This window comes from Streptomyces sp. NPDC002130 (assembly GCF_040296465.1).
Lineage (GTDB): Bacteria > Actinomycetota > Actinomycetes > Streptomycetales > Streptomycetaceae > Streptomyces.
Genome location: NZ_JBEOXI010000992.1, coordinates 1 through 1,245 on the forward strand (window position 1 = coordinate 1; position 1,245 = coordinate 1,245).

Genomic DNA, 1,245 nt, shown 5'->3' on the forward strand with positions numbered 1-1,245 from the left:
ACTTCGAGCGAACTCGAACGCACCCTGATCAAGTTGGCTGCGAACTCCCTCGAGGACGCTCGACCGGTGCATATCGAACTGCCAGTACACAATACGGATCGAGCGGTGGGAACGAGGCTGGGCGCTGAGGTGACCAGACGCTACGGCGCCGTCGGGCTACCTCAAGGCACCATCGACGTCGTGCTCCATGGAACGGCAGGCCAGTCACTCGGTGCGTTCCTGCCACCGGGCATCTCGCTGGTCGTCGTCGGCGATGCAAACGATTACGTGGGGAAGGGTCTGTCCGGTGGACGAATTGTGCTCCGGCCGAGTGAGGATGCACCCTTCGTGGCCGAGGAGCAGGTCATTGCCGGCAATACGCTGCTGTACGGCGCTACGAGCGGTGCACTCTATGTCCGGGGGCGTGTCGGGGAACGATTCGCGGTGCGCAACTCGGGCGCGGTCGCTGTGGTGGAAGGCGTCGGCGACCATGCGTGTGAGTACATGACCGGAGGTCGCGTCGTCATAATCGGCCCAACTGGTAGGAACCTTGCTGCGGGAATGTCCGGCGGAATTGCTTTCGTACTCGACGTGAAGGCAGAGAAGGTCAACTGCGACATGGTCGTTCTGGAGCGGCCTTCGACGGAAGACTGTAGTCAGCTGGTCGAAATTCTCGGCGAGCATGTGGCTGCGACCGGCTCGCCGGTGGCGGCAGAACTTCTCGAGGACTGGGTTGGCCAGAGTCCGAGATTCACCAAAGTTTTGCCCGTCGATTATCAGAAGGTCGTGGAACAGAACCAACTGGTGGAGCCGGCCCATGCCTGACCCACGCGGGTTCCTCGACGTGAAACGATCCGGCACACCGACCAGATCGACCGATGTGCGTGTCGGCGACTGGGCGTCGGTATACGAGTCGCTGGATCCCGTCGTGCGAAATCGAGGCGTATCTTCACAGGCCTCGCGCTGCATGGACTGCGCTGTGCCGTACTGCCATTCGGCCGGCGTCGGGTGTCCGCTCGGCAATCTCATCCCGGAATGGAACGACCTCGTTCGGCGTGGACGGTGGTCCGAAGCTTCGGAGAATCTGCATTCCACCAACAATTTCCCCGAGTTCACCGGACATCTGTGCCCCGCTCCGTGCGAAACGGCGTGCGTTCTCGCACTCGACGACGAGCACACGTCGGGAGGTGTCACCATCAAGCGCATCGAACAGGCAATCGACGACAACGCCTGGGAGTCGGGTTGGTTGGGGCCGCAGGAACCTGT

Annotated in this window: 1 protein-coding gene and 1 pseudogene; both read left to right on the top strand. The window is 62.0% G+C overall.

Features of this window, described 5'->3' with window-relative positions:
• Positions 1–804: GltB/FmdC/FwdC-like GXGXG domain-containing protein (locus ABT116_RS47720; protein WP_502984092.1), on the top strand; the 804-nt coding region annotated here is incomplete at its 5' end.
• A pseudogene (gene gltD / locus ABT116_RS47725) lies at positions 797–1,245 on the top strand (glutamate synthase); the annotation flags it as partial. The gene ABT116_RS47720 and the pseudogene gltD, both read left to right, overlap by 8 nt.